The 18154-nt window shown below is 54.5% G+C and carries 15 protein-coding genes; 14 read left to right on the plus strand and 1 reads right to left on the minus strand.

Features of this window, described 5'->3' with window-relative positions; all coding sequences use genetic code 11:
* Positions 1 to 372 precede the first annotated feature (372 nt).
* The 14 genes from F3J38_RS16830 to F3J38_RS16895 all read left to right on the plus strand — a co-directional run bounded on the left by F3J38_RS16830 (position 373) and on the right by F3J38_RS16895 (position 16184).
* Positions 373 to 822, plus strand: a complete 450-nt coding sequence (locus F3J38_RS16830) for an NADH-quinone oxidoreductase subunit A (RefSeq protein ID WP_167140289.1) — start codon at positions 373 to 375, stop codon at positions 820 to 822.
* A gap of 15 nt (positions 823 to 837) precedes the next feature.
* Positions 838 to 1518, plus strand: coding sequence for a NuoB/complex I 20 kDa subunit family protein (locus tag F3J38_RS16835; protein WP_007889318.1), 681 nt, complete (start codon positions 838 to 840; stop codon positions 1516 to 1518).
* Positions 1519 to 1634: 116 nt separating this feature from the next.
* Positions 1635 to 3434, plus strand: coding sequence for an NADH-quinone oxidoreductase subunit C/D (gene nuoC / locus F3J38_RS16840; RefSeq protein WP_167140291.1), 1800 nt, complete (start codon positions 1635 to 1637; stop codon positions 3432 to 3434).
* A 2-nt stretch (positions 3435 to 3436) separates the two neighbouring features.
* Entirely contained in the window at positions 3437 to 3952 is a 516-nt protein-coding gene (gene nuoE / locus F3J38_RS16845; RefSeq protein ID WP_034825068.1) for an NADH-quinone oxidoreductase subunit NuoE, read from the plus strand.
* A gap of 2 nt (positions 3953 to 3954) precedes the next feature.
* The gene (gene nuoF, locus F3J38_RS16850; RefSeq protein WP_369411014.1) at positions 3955 to 5295 is read left to right on the plus strand and encodes an NADH-quinone oxidoreductase subunit NuoF; all 1341 of its coding nucleotides are present in this window, start codon (positions 3955 to 3957) and stop codon (positions 5293 to 5295) included.
* Between the two features lie 104 nt (positions 5296 to 5399).
* Positions 5400 to 8123, plus strand: a complete 2724-nt coding sequence (gene nuoG / locus F3J38_RS16855) for an NADH-quinone oxidoreductase subunit NuoG (protein ID WP_167140295.1) — start codon at positions 5400 to 5402, stop codon at positions 8121 to 8123.
* Complete coding sequence (gene nuoH / locus F3J38_RS16860) at positions 8120 to 9097, plus strand: NADH-quinone oxidoreductase subunit NuoH (protein WP_167140297.1); 978 nt, start codon at positions 8120 to 8122, stop codon at positions 9095 to 9097. Before nuoG ends, nuoH begins: the two co-directional genes overlap by 4 nt.
* An 11-nt stretch (positions 9098 to 9108) precedes the next feature.
* On the plus strand, positions 9109 to 9651 hold the full coding sequence (gene nuoI / locus F3J38_RS16865; protein WP_034825061.1) for an NADH-quinone oxidoreductase subunit NuoI: 543 nt from the start codon (positions 9109 to 9111) through the stop codon (positions 9649 to 9651).
* A gap of 10 nt (positions 9652 to 9661) precedes the next feature.
* Positions 9662 to 10213 (plus strand): NADH-quinone oxidoreductase subunit J, encoded by a 552-nt coding sequence (gene nuoJ / locus F3J38_RS16870; RefSeq protein WP_034825059.1) that lies wholly within the window; start codon positions 9662 to 9664, stop codon positions 10211 to 10213.
* Positions 10210 to 10512: an NADH-quinone oxidoreductase subunit NuoK gene (gene nuoK, locus F3J38_RS16875; RefSeq protein ID WP_034825057.1), complete on the plus strand. Its 303-nt coding sequence runs from the start codon at positions 10210 to 10212 to the stop codon at positions 10510 to 10512. The genes nuoJ and nuoK overlap by 4 nt, the downstream gene beginning before the upstream one ends.
* On the plus strand, positions 10509 to 12344 hold the full coding sequence (gene nuoL / locus F3J38_RS16880) for an NADH-quinone oxidoreductase subunit L (protein ID WP_167140299.1): 1836 nt from the start codon (positions 10509 to 10511) through the stop codon (positions 12342 to 12344). Before nuoK ends, nuoL begins: the two co-directional genes overlap by 4 nt.
* Positions 12345 to 12559: 215 nt before the next feature.
* Positions 12560 to 14080 carry an NADH-quinone oxidoreductase subunit M gene (gene nuoM / locus F3J38_RS16885; protein ID WP_039328358.1) on the plus strand — a complete coding sequence of 507 codons (1521 nt, stop codon included), beginning with the start codon at positions 12560 to 12562 and terminating at the stop codon, positions 14078 to 14080.
* A gap of 6 nt (positions 14081 to 14086) precedes the next feature.
* Positions 14087 to 15550 carry an NADH-quinone oxidoreductase subunit NuoN gene (gene nuoN / locus F3J38_RS16890; RefSeq protein ID WP_167140301.1) on the plus strand — a complete coding sequence of 488 codons (1464 nt, stop codon included), beginning with the start codon at positions 14087 to 14089 and terminating at the stop codon, positions 15548 to 15550.
* Positions 15551 to 15725: 175 nt separating this feature from the next.
* Entirely contained in the window at positions 15726 to 16184 is a 459-nt protein-coding gene (locus F3J38_RS16895; RefSeq protein ID WP_240156020.1) for a GNAT family N-acetyltransferase, read from the plus strand.
* Positions 16185 to 16337: 153 nt separating this feature from the next.
* Here F3J38_RS16895 and F3J38_RS16900 read toward each other — a convergent pair whose 3' ends face one another.
* Positions 16338 to 17996, minus strand: coding sequence for a glucan biosynthesis protein D (locus tag F3J38_RS16900; RefSeq protein ID WP_167140303.1), 1659 nt, complete (start codon positions 17994 to 17996; stop codon positions 16338 to 16340).
* Positions 17997 to 18154 lie beyond the last annotated feature (158 nt).

Below are 18154 nucleotides of genomic sequence, written 5' to 3' on the forward strand. Positions count from 1 at the left end.
TGTGTCCTGGATCAAAAAAATACCCCCTATAAGGGGGGGGAAATCCAGGCAAGACCTGTCAAAATATGTTTGTTAAATGCACGATCCATGCATGTGAATACCCGCTACACTAAAATTAACCTCACAAACTGAAGCGATTTAGCTGGCATGGCGGGGTTCATTTGTTAATAATATGATGCTGGTGTTAATTAATGTTTGAATGCTTTTGTCAAAGTTGACAAAAGGTTATAGAAAGGAGTAAAAAACCACATAAAAGTGCTGCTTATTTGATAAGACAGCATAGTTTATAGGGTTTATTATCCTTCCCTTGAATCGACGTGGTGTGTTTGCTGCACAGTGCAGGATGCCAGCGCCACTTTTGATGAGTAAGCAATGAGTATGTCAACAACCACAGAAGTCATCGCCCACCACTGGGCATTTATCGTCTTTATTGTTATCGCTTTTGGCCTGTGCGCCTTTATGTTGACCGGCGGCTGGTTGTTAGGGGGGCGCGCCCGAGCGCGTCACAAAGACACCCCATTTGAATCGGGTATCGAGTCCGTCGGTGATACTCATATTCGCCTCTCCGCTAAATTCTATCTGGTTGCGATGTTCTTCGTTATTTTCGACGTCGAAGCCCTCTATTTATACGCATGGTCGACATCTATCCGCGAAAGTGGCTGGGTCGGCTTTGTCGAAGCCGCAATTTTCATTTTGGTGCTATTGGCAGGCCTGGTTTATCTGGTGCGCATTGGTGCGCTGGATTGGGCACCTGCGCGTCGTCGCGTGGTGGTCAAATCAATCCCGGTCAGTCACAACCACACCAACCCTCATAAGCAGTAAAAGCGAGGCAATAAGATGGACTACACGCTGACACGCGTAGACCCGAACGGCGGCGGCGATAACGATCGTTATCCGCTGCAGAAACAGGAGATTGTTACCGATCCTCTGGAGCAGCACGTTCATCGCAGCGTCTACATGGGCAAGCTCGAGCACGCCCTGCATGACATGGTGAACTGGGGTCGTAAGAACTCTCTCTGGCCGTATAACTTCGGCCTTTCCTGTTGCTACGTGGAAATGACCACGTCATTCACTGCGGTGCATGACGTGGCGCGTTTTGGTGCGGAAGTTATGCGTGCCTCTCCGCGTCAGGCTGACTTTATGGTGATCGCCGGTACGCCTTTTACCAAAATGGCGCCGGTTATTCAGCGTTTGTATGACCAGATGCTGGAGCCGAAATGGGTGATCTCCATGGGCGCTTGTGCGAACTCGGGCGGCATGTACGACATCTATTCTGTGGTGCAAGGCGTGGATAAATTCCTGCCAGTTGATGTGTATATCCCAGGTTGCCCGCCACGCCCTGAAGCCTATATGCAAGCGCTGCTGCTGCTGCGTGAATCCATTGGCAAAGAGCGTCGCCCGCTTTCATGGGTGGTCGGCGATCAGGGTGTTTATCGCGCCAATATGCAGCCAGAGCGTGAAAGAAAGCGCGGTGAGCGTATTGCCGTCACCAACCTGAGAACACCAGACGAAGTTTAAGCTACCCGTACACGGATGGCATATCGGCCGCAGCAGAACATCACAATTTAATGTGCGCCGCCATCCTGACGCCTTCTTTTGAGTGCCTGATTACAGGCCGGAATGGTGAGTAACGTATGACAGATTTAACCACGCAAGATCTCGCACAGCCTGCATGGCAAACCCGCGATCACCTGGACGATCCAGTGGTCGGCGAGCTGCGTAACCGCTTTGGGCCGGATGCCTTTACCGTTCAGGCCACCCGCACCGGTATTCCGGTCGTCTGGGTGAAGCGTGAACAGTTACTGGAAATTGTCGAATTCCTGCGTAAGCTGCCGAAGCCGTACGTCATGCTCTATGACTTACACGGTTTCGATGAGCGTTTACGTACTAACCGCGCTGGTTTGCCCGCCGCGGATTTTTCCGTTTTCTACCACCTGCTTTCCATTGAACGCAACCGCGACATCATGCTCAAGGTGGCGTTGTCTGAAAACGATCTGAATGTGCCGACCATCACCAAGATGTTCGCCAATGCCAACTGGTATGAGCGCGAAACTTGGGAGATGTTTGGCATCACCTTTAATGGTCACCCGCACCTGACGCGCATCATGATGCCGCAGACTTGGGAAGGCCATCCGCTGCGTAAAGATTATCCGGCGCGTGCCACTGAGTTCGATCCGTTCGAATTGACCAAGCAGAAAGAAGATCTGGAGATGGAGGCGTTAACCTTCAAGCCTGAAGATTGGGGCATGAAGCGCAGCACCGCCAATGAGGACTTCATGTTCCTCAACCTGGGTCCAAACCACCCCTCTGCGCACGGTGCGTTCCGTATCATCCTGCAGTTGGATGGCGAAGAGATCGTCGACTGCGTACCCGATGTCGGTTATCACCACCGTGGTGCTGAGAAGATGGGTGAGCGTCAATCCTGGCACAGCTACATTCCTTACACCGACCGTATCGAGTATCTCGGCGGTTGTGTGAACGAAATGCCTTATGTGCTGGCAGTGGAAAAATTAGCCGGTATTACCGTGCCGGATCGCGTTAACGTGATCCGCGTGATGCTGTCTGAGCTCTTCCGCATCAACAGCCACTTGCTGTACATCTCCACCTTCATTCAGGACGTCGGCGCGATGACGCCGGTGTTCTTCGCCTTTACCGACCGTCAGAAAATTTATGACGTGGTTGAGGCGATTACCGGTTTCCGTATGCACCCAGCCTGGTTCCGCATCGGCGGTGTGGCACACGATCTGCCGAAAGGGTGGGAGCGTCTGCTGCGTGAATTCCTCGACTGGATGCCAAAGCGTCTGAAAGAGTATGACAAAGCCGCACTGCGCAATACCGTGTTGATGGGCCGTTCGCAAGGCGTTGCGGCGTACAACATGGACGAAGCGCTGGCGTGGGGAACTACCGGTGCTGGCTTACGTGCCACCGGCCTCGATTTTGACGTGCGTAAATGGCGTCCGTATTCAGGCTATGAAAACTTCGATTTTGAGATCCCGGTTGGCGCTGGCATTAGTGATGCCTACACCCGCGTTCAACTGAAAATGGAAGAGATGTGGCAGTCACTGCGCATTCTGGAACAGTGCCTGAAAAATATGCCGGAAGGCCCGTTCAAAGCGGATCACCCGCTGACCACGCCGCCACCGAAAGAGCGCACGCTGCAACACATCGAAACCCTGATCACGCACTTCCTGCAAGTATCGTGGGGCCCGGTAATGCCGGCCAACGAATCCTTCCAGATGATTGAAGCGACCAAAGGGATCAACAGCTACTACCTGACCAGCGATGGCAGCACCATGAGCTACCGCACCCGCGTGCGTACGCCAAGCTTCCCGCATCTGCAGCAGATCCCATCGGTGATCCGCGGCAGCCTGGTATCCGACTTGATCGTATACCTCGGTAGTATCGATTTTGTTATGTCAGACGTGGACCGCTAATTATGCACGATCAACAGATTGCTATTCACACTATCGACCCTGATGAGGTCTTTGTGCTGAGCGAGACCGAGCACCACGCTATCGAGCACGAAAAACACCATTACGAAGATGCACGCGCCGCTTCGATTGAAGCGTTGAAGATTGTGCAGAAACAACGTGGTTGGGTGCCAGACGGTGCCATCAATGCCATTGCTGAAGTGTTGGGCATTCCAGCCAGTGACGTAGAAGGTGTGGCCACGTTTTACAGCCAGATCTACCGCACCCCAGTAGGCCGTCACGTTATTCGTTACTGCGACAGCGTGGTGTGCCACATCACCGGTTTCCAGGGCATTCAGGCCGCACTTGAGCAGAACCTGAACATCAAGCCGGGCCAGACCACAGCCGATGGCCGTTTTACGTTGCTGCCGACCTGCTGCCTGGGCAACTGTGATAAGGGCCCAACCATGATGGTGGATGAAGATACCCATGTTCATCTGACGCCGGAAGGCATCGCCAATCTGCTGGAGCAGTATCAATGACCATTAAACAGATCATTCGTGCTGCGGAAACCCATCCACTCACCTGGCGTCTGCGTGATGACAAGCAGCCGGTGTGGATTGACGAATATCGCAGTAAAAACGGCTATGTCGGGGCGGAAAAAGCCTTAAAAGAATTCAGCCAGGACGAAATCGTTGCGGCAGTGAAAGACTCCGGCCTGAAAGGTCGCGGCGGCGCAGGTTTTAACACCGGCCTGAAGTGGAGCCTGATGCCGAAAGACGAATCCATGAACATCCGTTACCTGCTGTGTAACGCCGATGAAATGGAACCGGGCACCTATAAAGACCGTCTGCTGATGGAGCAAATGCCGCATCAGCTGGTGGAAGGCATGCTGATCAGTGCATTCGCGCTGAAAGCCTACCGTGGTTACATCTTCTTGCGTGGTGAATACATCGAAGCGGCCGTGCATCTGCGCCGCGCGATTGCCGAAGCCACCGAAGCAGGCTATCTCGGTAAAAACATTCTCGGCACCGGTTTCGATTTTGAACTGATCGTGCACACCGGTGCTGGACGCTACATCTGTGGTGAAGAGACCGCGCTGATCAACTCACTGGAAGGTCGCCGCGCAAACCCGCGCTCGAAGCCACCGTTCCCAGCGAGTGCGGGCGTGTGGGGCAAGCCAACCTGCGTCAACAACGTGGAAACCTTGTCCAACGTCCCAGCCATCTTCCTCAATGGCGTTGACTGGTATAAGAACATCTCAACCAGCGAAGACACCGGCACCAAGATGATGGGCTTCTCTGGACGCGTGAAAAATCCAGGCGTGTGGGAACTGCCGTTTGGCACCACCGCGCGTGAGATTCTGGAAGATTATGCCGGTGGCATGCGTGATGGCCTGAAGTTTAAAGCCTGGCAGCCAGGCGGTGCAGGTACTGACTTCCTGACCGATCAACATCTCGACCTGCCAATGGAATTTGCCAGCATTGGTAAAGCCGGTAGCCGTTTAGGTACTGCGCTGGCGATGGCGGTCGATCATGAGATTGGTATGGTGTCGCTGGTGCGTAACCTCGAAGAGTTCTTTGCGCGTGAGTCCTGCGGTTGGTGTACGCCATGCCGTGATGGCTTGCCATGGAGCGTGAAGATCCTGCGTGCGTTGGAGCAGAAAAAAGGCCAGCCGGGTGACATCGAAACCCTGCTGCAACTCTGCCGCCAACTCGGCCCAGGTAAAACCTTCTGTGCCCACGCACCGGGTGCCGTTGAGCCATTGCAGAGCGCGATTAAATATTTCCGTGAAGAGTTTGAAGCCGGCATTGCGCCGCAGGTGTTTGGCAATACCCGATCGATCGGTGGTATTCAGCCCAACCTGCTGAAAGCGCGCTGGTAATCAGCCGCCGTACACGGAATTCACCCTGAGCCTTTACGGCTTGGGGGACAGAATTAGATGTTTAACGCTCGTCTTAGGGCGAGCCTTACGGAAGCATGTTCACTATGGCTACAATCCATGTAGACGGTAAAGAATATGATGTGAACGGAGCGGACAACCTGTTGCAGGCGTGTCTCTCTCTGGGCCTTGATATTCCTTATTTTTGCTGGCATCCGGCGTTGGGAAGCGTCGGTGCCTGCCGCCAGTGCGCGGTGAAGCAATTCCAGAATGCCGAAGATACCCGCGGTCGTCTTGTTATGTCCTGCATGACGCCGGCGTCAGACGGCACCTTTATATCCATCGACGATGGCGAAGCGAAAGAGTTTCGTGAAAGCGTGGTGGAGTGGCTGATGACCAACCACCCGCATGACTGCCCAGTCTGTGAAGAGGGCGGTAACTGCCATCTGCAAGATATGACGGTCATGACGGGCCACAGTTTCCGTCGTTATCGCTTCACCAAACGTACGCACCAGAATCAGGATCTCGGCCCGTTCATTTCGCATGAAATGAACCGCTGTATTGCCTGCTATCGCTGCGTGCGTTACTACAAAGATTATGCTGATGGCAAAGATCTCGGCGTTTACGGTGCCCACGACAACGTGTATTTCGGTCGTCCGGAAGATGGCACGCTGGAGAGCGAATTCTCCGGTAACCTGGTCGAAATCTGCCCGACCGGCGTATTCACGGATAAAACCCACTCAGAACGCTATAACCGTAAATGGGATATGCAGTTCGCGCCAAGTATCTGCCAGCAGTGCAGCGTGGGTTGTAACACCAGCCCAGGCGAGCGTTATGGTGAACTGCGTCGTATCGAAAACCGTTACAACGGTACCGTAAACCACTACTTCCTGTGTGACCGCGGTCGCTTCGGTTACGGCTATGTAAACCGCAAAGATCGTCCACGTCATCCAGTACAGAAACGCGGTAACGATTGGGTCAGCCTCAATGCTGAACAAGCAGTGAATGCGGCGGCTGACGTACTGCGTCAGGCGAAGCGTGTGATCGGGATTGGATCACCGCGTGCCAGTATTGAAAGCAACTTTGCGCTGCGTGAACTCGTCGGCGCGGAAAACTTCTCCACCGGTATGCCTGCGAGTGAGCAAGCTCGTGTTGAGTTGATGCTGAAAGTCTTGCAGGAAGGCGGTATCTATACGCCTTCGTTGCGTGAAATTGAAAGCTACGATGCGGTATTGGTGCTGGGTGAAGACCTTACTCAGGTCGGTGCGCGTGTCGCGCTGTCTGTTCGTCAGGCCGTTAAAGGCAAAGCCCGTGAAATGGCTGCCGCGCAGAAAGTGGCTGACTGGCAAATCGCAGCAATCCTGAACATCGGTCAGCACGCCAAACATCCTCTGTTTGTTACCAACGTGGATGAAACCCGTCTTGATGATATCGCCGCGTGGAGCTATCGCGCACCGGTGGAAGATCAGGCGCGTCTTGGCTTTGCGATTGCTAACGCGCTGGATGAAACGGCTCCGGTAGTGAGCGGCTTCGACAGCAAGCTGAACGGCAAGCTGGATGTGGTGGTACAGGCGTTAGCCGGTGCGAAAAAACCACTGATTATTTCCGGTACCCACTCTGGCAGCATCGCCATGATTGAAGCGGCAGCCAACGTGGCGAAAGCGCTGAAAGGTCGCGGTGCCGATGTCGGTATCACCTTCCTTGCAGGTGCAGCCAACAGCTTTGGTCTCGGCCTGATGGGTGGCCAGTCACTGGACAGCGCACTGCAACAGCTGGATAAAGGCGAAGCGGAAGCGCTGGTGGTGCTAGAAAACGATCTTTATCGCCACGCACCGAAAGCCACCGTGGATGCGGCATTGCATAACACTGCACATGTGATTGTGGTTGATCATCAGCGTACCGCCACGCTGGAGAAAGCCGGTCTGGTGCTCTCCACGGCGAGTTTCGCCGAGAGCGACGGTACCTCAATCAACCAGGAAGGCCGCGCACAGCGCTTCTTCCAGGTTTACGATCCGGCTTACTACGACCACAGCATTGTGATGCTGGAGAGCTGGCGCTGGCTGCACTCGCTGCACAGCACCGTCGAAAGCCGCCAGATCGACTGGACGCTGCTGGATCACGTGATTGACGCCACCGTTACGGCGCTGCCACAGCTGAAAGGCATCAAAGATGCTGCTCCAGATGCCAGCTTCCGTATTCGTGGTCAGAAACTGGCGCGTTCACCGCACCGTAACAGTGGCCGTACCGCGATGCGTGCCAATATCAGCGTGCACGAACCGCGTCAGCCGCAGGATAAAGACACCATGTTTGCCTTCTCAATGGAAGGTAACAACCAACCAAGCGCACCGCGTTCGCAGATTCCATTCGCCTGGGCACCAGGCTGGAACTCCCCGCAAGCATGGAACAAGTTCCAGGCTGAAGTTGGTGGCAAACTGCGTCACGGCGATCCGGGTGTGCGTCTGTTTGAAGCGAGCGAAGGATCACTGCCGTGGTTCACCGCCGTGCCAGAAAGCTTTGTTGAAGGCAGCCAATATCGTGTTGCGCCTTACTATCAGCTGTTCGGTAGTGAAGAAATGACTCAGCGTTCGCCGACCTTCCAGAAGCGTATGTCGCCAGCCACATTGGTGATTAACCCGGCTGATGCGGAGAAACTGGGCGTCAACAACGGCTCTGCGGTTGAACTGGTCTGTGCCGGTGAAACGCTGCGTCTGCCAGTACGCTTCTCAACTTCCCTGCAAGCAGGGCAGGTGGGTCTGCCGCTGGGTATGCCAGGTGTGCCGCCGTTCCTCTCAGGTGCGCAAGTTGACAAACTGCAGGAGGCTGCACAATGAGCTGGCTGACACCGGACGTTATCGACATCCTCATCCAGATCCTGAAAACCATTGTGATTCTGCTGGTGGTGGTGGGTTGTGGTGCCTTTATGAGTTTCGCCGAGCGTCGTCTGCTCGGCTTATGGCAGAACCGTTATGGACCGAACCGTGTTGGCTGGGGCGGCTCGCTGCAGCTTGCGGCTGACATGATCAAAATGTTCTTTAAAGAGGACTGGGTTCCGCCGTTTACCGATCGCTTCATCTTTACCCTGGCACCGGTTATTGCCTTTGTCTCGCTGCTGCTGGCGTTTGCCATCGTGCCGGTTTCGCCGACCTGGATGGTCACAGACCTGAATATCGGTCTGCTGTTCTTCCTGATGATGGCGGGTCTGGCCGTTTACGCCGTGCTGTTCGCCGGTTGGTCGAGTAATAACAAATACTCGCTGCTGGGTGCGATGCGTGCGTCGGCGCAGACGCTGAGCTACGAAGTGTTCCTTGGCCTGTCGTTGATGGGTGTGGTGGCGCAAGCCGGTTCATTCAATATGAACGCCATCGTCGAGAGCCAGGCGCACTTGTGGAACATCATTCCGCAGTTCTTCGGTTTCATCACCTTCTGCATCGCGGGCGTTGCGGTTTGTCACCGTCATCCGTTTGACCAGCCAGAAGCCGAACAGGAACTGGCTGACGGTTACCACATCGAATACGCCGGTATGAAGTTCGGCCTGTTCTTCGTCGGTGAATACGTGGCGATCACCACCGTTTCAGCGCTGATTGTGACGCTGTTCTTCGGTGGCTGGCATGGTCCATTCCTGCCGCCATTCATCTGGTTCGCGCTGAAAACGGCGTTCTTCATGGTGATGTTTATCCTGATTCGTGCTGCGCTGCCGCGTCCACGTTATGACCAGGTGCTGTCGTTCGGCTGGAAAGTGTGTCTGCCGTTGACGTTATTGAACCTGCTGGCGACCGCCGCAGTGATTCTGTACAGCGCGCAGTAAGGGGTTTTGAGATGACTTTAAAAGATATTGTCGTTGGCTTCGGCACGACAGTGCGCAGTATCTGGATGATAGGCATGCACGCCTTCGCCAAGCGCGAAACCCAGATGTATCCAGAAGAGCCGGTATATCTGCCGCCGCGCTACCGTGGTCGTATCGTGCTGACGCGCGATCCCGACGGTGAAGAGCGTTGCGTTGCCTGTAACCTTTGTGCGGTAGCCTGCCCAGTGGGTTGTATCTCACTGCAGAAAGCGGAAACGGTTGATGGTCGTTGGTATCCGGAGTTCTTCCGCATCAACTTCTCACGCTGCATCTTCTGCGGCCTGTGCGAAGAAGCCTGCCCGACCACGGCGATTCAGCTGACCCCCGATTTCGAGTTGGGTGAGTTCAAGCGTCAGGATCTGGTGTACGAGAAGCAGGACTTGCTGATTTCCGGTCCGGGTAAATATCCGGAGTACAACTTCTATCGCATGGCGGGTATGGCGATCGACGGGAAAGAGAAAGGCGAAGCGGAAAACGAAGCCAAGCCAATCGACGTCAAAAGCTTGTTACCTTAAGGAGCCAGGTATGGAATTTGCGTTTTATCTTTGCGGACTGGTGGCGGTGCTGACGACATTACGCGTCATCACGCACACCAATCCGGTACATGCGCTGCTGTACCTGATTGTTTCGCTGCTTTCGATTGCGGGTGTGTTCTTCTCGATGGGCGCCTACTTTGCCGGTGCGCTGGAGATCATCGTTTACGCCGGTGCCATTATGGTGCTGTTCGTGTTCGTGGTGATGATGCTGAACCTGGGCAAAACCCAGCAGGACCAAGAGCGTGAGTGGCTGAAGCCTTCGCTGTGGATTGGGCCTGGCATCGTCTCCCTGTTGCTGCTGGTAGTGATGATTTACGCCATCAGCACCGCGCACGATCAGGGTATCGATGGCACCGTCATCGATGCGAAAGCGGTCGGTATCAGTCTGTTTGGTCCTTACGTACTGGCGGTTGAGCTGGCGTCAATGCTGCTGTTGGCCGGTCTGGTGGTGGCCTTCCATATCGGACGTGAAGAGCGTCAGGGCGAAGTGCTGAGCAATCGCCATGCTGATGCACATGCGAATAAGGAGGATCACGCATGATCCCGTTACAACACGGCCTGATGTTGGCTGCTGTGCTGTTTGTTCTCGGCCTGACCTCGCTGGTACTGCGCCGCAATTTGCTGTTCATGCTGATTGGTCTGGAGATCATGATCAACGCTGCGGCACTGGCGCTGGTGGTAGCAGGTAGCTACTGGGGACAAGCTGACGGCCAGGTGATGTACATTCTGGCGATCAGCCTCGCGGCGGCGGAAGCCAGCATTGGCTTGGCCCTGCTGCTCCAGCTCTATCGTCGTCGTCAGACGTTGAACATTGACACAGTGAGCGAGATGCGCGGATGAATCTTCTCTATTTAACCGTATTATTTCCGCTGATTGGCTTCCTGCTATTGGCGTTTTCCCGTGGTCGCTGGTCGGAGAACCTGTCAGCTGCGGTGGGAATGGGATCGGTGGGTCTGGCGGCATTGACCACTGTTTATGCCGGTTTTGACTTCTTTAACCAGGGCCAACAGCCGTTTACCCAAGCACTGTGGACGTGGATGCACGTTGGTACCTTTGATATCAAAGTGAACCTGGTGCTGGATGGCTTGTCACTGACCATGCTGTCGGTGGTCACGGGCGTCGGTTTCTTCATCCATATGTTTGCCTCTTGGTACATGCGCGGTGAAGAGGGCTACTCGCGCTTCTTCGCTTACACCAACTTGTTCATCGCGAGCATGGTGGTGTTGGTGTTGGCCGACAACCTGATGCTGATGTATCTCGGTTGGGAAGGCGTGGGCCTGTGCTCCTACTTGCTGATCGGTTTCTACTACAGCAACCCAGAAAACGGCAAAGCGGCGATGAAAGCCTTTATCATCACCCGTGTCGGTGACGTGTTCCTGGCGTTCGCGCTGTTCATTCTTTACAACGAACTGGGTACGCTGAACTTCCGCGAATTGGTTGAGCTGGCACCGGCACACTTCGCCGCTGACAATCACATGCTGCAGTGGGCAACCCTGATGCTTTTGGGTGGTGCGGTCGGTAAATCTGCACAGCTGCCGCTGCAAACCTGGTTGGCCGATGCGATGGCGGGTCCAACACCGGTTTCAGCACTGATTCACGCCGCCACCATGGTGACGGCGGGTGTCTACCTGATTGCGCGTTCACACGGCCTGTTCCTGTTAACACCGGAAGTTCTGCATCTGGTGGGCATTGTGGGTGCGATCACCTTGGTGTTGGCGGGCTTTGCTGCCTTGGTGCAAACCGACATCAAACGCGTGTTGGCTTACTCCACCATGAGTCAGATCGGCTACATGTTCCTCGCGCTTGGCGTGCAGGCATGGGACGCGGCTATTTTCCACTTAATGACGCACGCTTTCTTTAAAGCACTGCTGTTCCTTTCTTCTGGTTCGGTCATTCTGGCCTGCCACCACGAGCAGAACATCTTCAAAATGGGCGGCCTGCGTAAGAGCATCCCATTGGTGTACACCTGCTTCCTGGTCGGCGGCGCAGCGCTGGCGGCACTGCCGCTGATTACCGCAGGTTTCTACAGTAAAGATGAAATCCTGTTTGGTGCGCTGGCGAATGGACACATCAATCTGATGGTGGCGGGTCTGGTCGGTGCATTCCTGACCTCAATCTACACCTTCCGCATGATCTTCATCGTGTTCCACGGCGAAGAGAAAATTCATGCGCACGCTGGCAAAGGGATTACTCACCATCTGCCACTGATTGTGCTGCTGGTACTCTCCACCTTTATCGGCGCGATGATCACACCGCCATTAGCGGGTGTACTGCCGCAGAACGAGTTTGGTGAAGGCGGCAAAGTGGCGCTGGAAATCACCTCAGGCGTGGTGGCTATTGTCGGTATCTTGATTGCCGCGGCTCTGTGGCTCGGCAAACGCCAACTGGTGACCAGCGTTGCTAACAGCGCGCCGGGCCGTTTCTTCGGTACCTGGTGGTTTGCGGCATGGGGCTTCGACTGGCTGTATGACAAGGTGTTTGTGAAACCTTATCTCGGCATTGCCTGGCTGCTGAAGCGCGATCCGCTTAACTCACTGATGAACCTGCCTGCGCTGCTGTCGCGTATTGGTAACAAAGGTTTGGTGGTAAGCGAGAACGGCTACCTGCGCTGGTATGTGGCTTCCATGAGTGTTGGCGCCGTGGTGGTGCTGGCGCTGATGCTGGTGATCTAAAGATTGATGAGCGGGGGCGAAGCGTTGTGTAACGCCCCTGATGAAGAATGTTCAAAATTGTCTGATGCACGAGCGTTATCGGCGCAGCCAGTTTTGTCACCGCCAGCGCGCAGCAACCGGAGCGTACTTGAGTACGTGAGAATTGCGAGCACTGCCGGGGACAAAAACGGCAAGCAAGATAGCTCGAACAGAGACGAATAATAGGGAAGTATGCCGTGTTATTACCTTGGCTAATAATCATACCCTTTGTTGGGGGCTTACTCTGCTGGCTAGCAGAACGCCTCGGTGCGAAAGTACCACGCTGGATCGCCATGATCACCATGGGCCTGACGCTGGCGCTTGGCCTGCAGCTTTGGTTGCAGGGAGGCTATTCATTAACGCAGGCTGCAGGGATTCCGCAGTGGCAGTCAACCTTCTCGGTGCCATGGATTCCACGCTTTGGCATTAACTTCCATTTGGCGATCGACGGTCTTTCACTGCTGATGGTAGTGCTGACCGGCCTGCTGGGCTTAATGGCGGTACTCTGCTCCTGGAACGAGATTGAGAAATATCAGGGCTTCTTCCACCTCAACTTGATGTGGATCCTCGGTGGTGTGATTGGCGTGTTCCTCTCCATCGATATGTTCCTGTTCTTCTTCTTCTGGGAAATGATGCTGGTGCCGATGTACTTCCTCATCGCGCTTTGGGGTCATAAAGCCTCTGACGGTAAAACCCGTATCTCGGCGGCGACCAAATTCTTCATCTACACACAGGCTTCAGGCCTTGTGATGTTGATTGCGATTTTGGCGCTGGTGTTCGTGCACTACAACGCCACCGGCGTGTGGACCTTCAGCTACGAAGAGCTGCTGAAAACGCCAATGTCGCACACCGTTGAATATCTGCTGATGCTCGGCTTCTTTATCGCCTTCGCCGTCAAAATGCCAGTGGTACCACTGCACGGTTGGTTGCCAGATGCACACAGTCAGGCGCCGACCGCCGGTTCGGTTGACCTCGCCGGTATCTTGCTGAAAACCGCAGCCTACGGCTTATTACGTTTCAGCTTGCCGCTGTTCCCTAACGCGTCAGCAGAGTTTGCGCCTATCGCCATGTGGCTCGGCATCATCGGTATCTTCTACGGTGCCTGGATGGCGTTCTCGCAAACCGATATTAAACGTCTGATTGCCTATACCTCTGTTTCGCACATGGGCTTCGTGCTGATTGCCATCTACACCGGCAGCCAGCTGGCGTTCCAGGGCGCGGTCATTCAGATGATTGCGCACGGCTTGTCTGCTGCGGCACTGTTCATCTTGTGTGGCCAGCTGTATGAGCGTCTGCACACGCGTGACTTGCGCCAGATGGGCGGTTTGTGGGGACGTATCAAATGGATTCCAGGCTTGTCACTGTTCTTCGCCGTCGCCAACTTGGGTATGCCGGGCACCGGTAACTTTGTCGGTGAATTCATGATTCTGACCGGCAGCTTCCAGGTCGTTCCGGTGATCATCGTGATTGCCACCTTTGGCTTGGTGTTTGCTTCGGTTTACTCGCTGATCATGATGCAGCGTGCTTACTACGGTGAAGCGAAATCAAAAGATCCGCTGCCGGGCATGTCACCGCGTGAATTCATGACCATCGGGGTACTGGTGGTGCTGCTGGTTCTGCTGGGTATTTATCCTCAGCCGATCCTCGACACGTCCCATGCTGCGATGAGTAATATTCAGCAGTGGTTTACCGCTTCAATTTCAACTACAAGGCCGTAATTCGCCATGACAATAACTCCTCAACATCTGATCGCGTTGCTACCGCTGTTGATCGTCGGATTGACGGTGGTGGTGGTGATGCTGTCCATTGCGTGGCGACGCAACCACTTTGTTAATGCCACGCTGACCGTGATTGGACTTAACATTGCTCTGTTCTCACTGTGGTTTGTCGGTCATGTCGGCGCCATGGATGTCACGCCGCTGCTGCGCGTTGACGGCTACTCGATGTTCTATACCGCGCTAGTGCTGCTTGCCAGCCTCGCGACCTGCACCTTTGCTTATCCTTGGCTGGCCGGTTTCCCGGATAACAAAGATGAGTTCTATCTGCTGGTGCTGATTGCGGCTCTGGGTGGCATCGTACTGGCCAGCGCCAATCATCTAGGGGCGCTGTTCATCGGTATCGAACTGCTGTCACTGCCGCTGTTTGGTCTTATCGGTTACGCCTTCCGTCAGAAACGTTCGCTGGAAGCGGCACTGAAATACATGATCCTGTCCGCTGCAGCGTCCTCGTTCCTGATCTTTGGTATCGCGCTGATTTATGCCGATTCGGGCAGCCTGAGCTTCGTACAGTTAGGTAAGAGCCTGAATGACAGCATGATCCAGCAACCGCTGCTGCTGGTCGGTTTGGGCATGATGATTATCGGCCTCGGCTTTAAACTGTCACTGGTTCCGTTCCACCTGTGGACGCCAGACGTTTATCAGGGTGCACCAGCGCCGGTTTCAACCTTCCTGGCGACCGCCAGCAAAATCGCTATCTTTGGCGTGGTGATGCGTTTGTTCCTGTACGCGCCAGTGACGGACAGTGAAGCCGTACGCACCGTGTTGGGCGTGATTGCCTTCGTGTCGATTCTGTTCGGTAACCTGATGGCGATTTCGCAGAGTAATATCAAGCGTCTGCTTGGTTACTCCTCAATCGCACACCTTGGCTATCTGCTGGTGTCGTTGATTGCGGTGAAAACCCATCAGCTGTCACTGGAAACGGCGGGTGTTTATCTGGCCGGTTACCTGTTCAGCAGCCTCGGCGCGTTCGGTGTGGTCAGCTTGATGTCCAGCCCGTACCGTGGTCCAGATGCGGATACGCTGTACTCTTACCGTGGTCTGTTCTGGCACCGTCCAATTCTGTCCGCGGTAATGACCGTGATGATGCTGTCGTTGGCTGGTATCCCGATGACCTTAGGCTTCATTGGTAAGTTCTATGTGATCGCTTCCGGTGTGAATGCGCACCTGTGGTGGCTGACTGCGGCTGTGGTTGCTGGTAGTGCGATTGGTCTTTACTACTACCTGCGCGTGACGGTGAGCCTGTACCTCAGCCCACCTGAGATGCACACCCGTGACCGTGATACGCCAGCCAACTGGGCGTTCACCGCCGGTGGTGTGGTGGTGCTGATCTCTGCGATTCTGGTGCTGCTGCTCGGTGTCTATCCGCAGCCACTGATTTCGCTGGTGCAAATGGCACAGCCACTGATGTGATTTGACGTCATACAGACAATCAGGCCTCCGGGCCTGATTTTTTTTGCCCTGAAATCTGAGACATTGATCACGTTGCACCAGGGAGTCATTCCCAACATTTGACGCTCGCTGCTGAAAAGCGGCTCACTATGATATTCTCGGGGGATCACTTTTTTTGCTCTGACAAGGAAGCACTATGGATATCCAGATGCAATGGTTTGATTGCCACCACAGTGAACTCAGTGCGCAACAGTTATACAGCGTGCTGGCACTGCGGAATCACGTTTTTATTGTGGAACAAAACTGCCCTTATCAAGATGTGGATGGTCAGGATTTGCAGGCTGATAACCGTCATATCATGGGATTCCTTGACGGCAAACTGCTGGCCTATGCACGTGTGCTGACACCCTCGCTGGAGTCTGCTCCGGTGGTGATTGGGCGAGTGATCGTCTCGGAAGAGGCGCGGGGTTTAAAACTCGGCTATCGGCTGATGGAACATGCGTTGGAAAGTTGCGAAAACCACTGGCCTCAACGCGCAATCTATCTTTCTGCGCAGGCGCACCTTGAAGGATTTTATGGCCGCCTTGGCTTCAAAGCGGTGGGTGAGGTGTATCTGGAAGATAACATTCCGCATATCGGTATGCAGAAAGATTAAAGGCGAGGATGACTCCTCGCCGCTTATACCCGTCATCATTCAAATTGCAGGTGCGTTGGCTGCTCTCGCTCACCCGAATCACATACTTGAGTAAGCTCATCGGGACTCACTCGTTTGCCGCCTTCCTGAAATTCGAATTATCTTGGGTATATATCAGCCCGGTGTCATCTGCCGATCATCAGTGTATTTACGTTGATCCGGCGGTGGCGGGAAATACTGATACAACCAGGTCTCACTCAACGTCTCGTCTTTGGTACGCAGGAACAGGCGCATATCGACCGGTTTGGTAGAGTCACTGTTGGGATACCAGTCAAACAGAATGCGGTAACCGTTGATCGGCTCCACATACAAGATCTCGACCTGTTTGATGGTGCCAGCATTCACCGTAATAACCGGCTCAATACCTTTCGGCGCAGCGGCTTTCAGGTCGCCACCGACGAAGTCAATCGCGAAACGACGGCTCCACTGATCTGGGAAATGCTCGCCCGGAGCCCAACCTTCTGGGAATCCACCAATACCGGTGCGCGTGGCATCCACGCGCGCCAGTCCGCTGCGCACTGGCGGCAGCTGGCTCCAGTAAAGCTTGTACTGGAAGTTAAATTCGCTGCCCGCTTTAACCGGTTCCGTTGGCTGCCAGAAGCACACCACGTTATCCAGGGTTTCACCCGTTGTAGGGATCTCCATCAAATTGATGGCGCCTTTGCCCCACTTGCCAATCGGCTCAACCCACAGGCTTGGACGCTTGTCGTACCAGCCGATCACGTCCTGATAGTCTTTGAAGTCATGATTCAACTGCAACAGACCGAAACCGCGCGGGTTTTCATCCTGATAGGCGTTGAACTGCAAGCGCTGCGGGTTATTCAGCGGGCGCGCAATCCACTCACCGCTGCCGGTCCACATTGCCAGACGGTCAGAGTCGTGGATTTGCGGGTGATAGGTATTACACATGCGACGCTCATTGGTGCCGCAGCTGAACATACTGGTCATCGGTGCGATACCGAGCTGACGAATTTCGTTACGTGCGAACAGGTGATTCTCCACCTCCATCACTACGCGTTTTTCTTCGCAGTGGATGGTGAACTTGTAAGCACCGGTCACGCTGGCTCCGTCCAGCAAGGCATAGACCACGAAGGTGGTGTCTTCGGCTTTCGGTGTTTCAAACCAGAAGGCAGTAAAGTCCGGGAACTCTTCATGGCCGTTGCTGAAGGTGTTGACCGCCACGCCACGTGCGGACAAGCCATATTGATAGGTCTCATCCACGGCACGGAAATAGCTGGCACCCAGGAACGAAACGATATCACGGCGTGCCAGCTCAGGCTTTTTGAAGGCACGGAAACCGGCAAAGCCCAGATCGGTTTTGCCTACCAACTGCTGGGTATCAACGTTGGCGTTGTGGTAGTTAAACAATTCTGGGCGGAAGTGGATTTCGCGCGCTTCGCGGCTGGTGGCATCCACTGAGAACATGCGGATACGGCGTTTGAAGCCCATCCCCACGTGGAAGAACTGCACATCCAATTCGCGATCGGGAATGTTGTTCCAAAGCGAATGGTTGGCGTCGTACTGAATTTCGTTATAGGCCTGAGGAGTCAAATTGGCCAGTGTATCGGGCAGGGGGCCGGGTGCGCCGCCCCAGGGCTGTTTCGCCAGTGCGGACGCTTTCTTTTTCAGAACATCGAAATCGAAGCGAACCGCGGTACCGTCGGCGATACCATCATCGGCCCAGGCGGACTGTGCAAACAGCGAGGAGAGCCCGGTCATGCCGCTAACGGCAGAGAGGGCCATGGACGCTTTCATAAATTTTCTACGATTCATGCCGGAAATCTAATCCTTAGCTGCTCTGGTGTGTTGAGACTGTGTAAGACGCTGAGCGTCAGGCTACAGGGGGTTACGACAGTCGCGAAATTAAAAAATTCAGTCTGAGGAAAATTTATCAGATTAATCAAATAAGCGAAGCAGATTTAGCGCGACAA

The sequence above is a fragment of the Candidatus Pantoea formicae genome (assembly GCF_011752625.1).
Taxonomy (GTDB): Bacteria; Pseudomonadota; Gammaproteobacteria; order Enterobacterales; family Enterobacteriaceae; genus Pantoea; species Pantoea formicae.

What these genes read in the sequence shown, in the direction of transcription:
- F3J38_RS16900 (WP_167140303.1), bottom strand. Translation starts at nt 17,996, where the DNA reads ATGAATCGTAGAAAATTTATGAAAGCGTCCATGGCCCTCTCTGCCGTT.
- nuoL (WP_167140299.1), top strand. Translation starts at nt 10,509, where the DNA reads ATGAATCTTCTCTATTTAACCGTATTATTTCCGCTGATTGGCTTCCTG.
- F3J38_RS16895 (WP_240156020.1), top strand. Translation starts at nt 15,726, where the DNA reads ATGGATATCCAGATGCAATGGTTTGATTGCCACCACAGTGAACTCAGT.
- nuoI (WP_034825061.1), top strand. Translation starts at nt 9,109, where the DNA reads ATGACTTTAAAAGATATTGTCGTTGGCTTCGGCACGACAGTGCGCAGT.
- nuoC (WP_167140291.1), top strand. Translation starts at nt 1,635, where the DNA reads ATGACAGATTTAACCACGCAAGATCTCGCACAGCCTGCATGGCAAACC.
- nuoK (WP_034825057.1), top strand. Translation starts at nt 10,210, where the DNA reads ATGATCCCGTTACAACACGGCCTGATGTTGGCTGCTGTGCTGTTTGTT.
- nuoG (WP_167140295.1), top strand. Translation starts at nt 5,400, where the DNA reads ATGGCTACAATCCATGTAGACGGTAAAGAATATGATGTGAACGGAGCG.
- nuoE (WP_034825068.1), top strand. Translation starts at nt 3,437, where the DNA reads ATGCACGATCAACAGATTGCTATTCACACTATCGACCCTGATGAGGTC.
- F3J38_RS16830 (WP_167140289.1), top strand. Translation starts at nt 373, where the DNA reads ATGAGTATGTCAACAACCACAGAAGTCATCGCCCACCACTGGGCATTT.
- nuoN (WP_167140301.1), top strand. Translation starts at nt 14,087, where the DNA reads ATGACAATAACTCCTCAACATCTGATCGCGTTGCTACCGCTGTTGATC.
- nuoH (WP_167140297.1), top strand. Translation starts at nt 8,120, where the DNA reads ATGAGCTGGCTGACACCGGACGTTATCGACATCCTCATCCAGATCCTG.
- nuoJ (WP_034825059.1), top strand. Translation starts at nt 9,662, where the DNA reads ATGGAATTTGCGTTTTATCTTTGCGGACTGGTGGCGGTGCTGACGACA.
- F3J38_RS16835 (WP_007889318.1), top strand. Translation starts at nt 838, where the DNA reads ATGGACTACACGCTGACACGCGTAGACCCGAACGGCGGCGGCGATAAC.